Source organism: Streptomyces rugosispiralis, from assembly GCF_024505145.1.
In the GTDB taxonomy this organism is placed as follows: Bacteria; Actinomycetota; Actinomycetes; order Streptomycetales; family Streptomycetaceae; genus Streptomyces; species Streptomyces rugosispiralis.
Genome location: NZ_JANIAA010000292.1, coordinates 1 through 215 on the forward strand (window position 1 = coordinate 1; position 215 = coordinate 215).

At 67.9% G+C, this 215-nt stretch carries 1 protein-coding gene; it reads left to right on the top strand.

Translation table 11 applies throughout. The features are described 5' to 3' along the window. Positions 1-215 (top strand): hypothetical protein (locus NP777_RS47510; RefSeq protein ID WP_391858723.1); only part of this gene is annotated, 215 nt, incomplete at both ends.

Below are 215 nucleotides of genomic sequence, written 5' to 3' on the forward strand. Positions count from 1 at the left end.
GAGGGGCAGCCGTTGTGGCTGGGGTCCATCAAGTCCAACATCGGTCATACGCAGGCGGCCGCCGGTGTCGCGGGCATTATCAAGATGGTGCTGGCGATGCGGCATGGTGTGTTGCCGCAGACGTTGCATGTGGACGCGCCGTCGCCGCATGTGGACTGGTCGGCGGGGGCCGTTTCGCTGCTGACGGAGCGGGTGGAGTGGCCGGAGACCGGCCG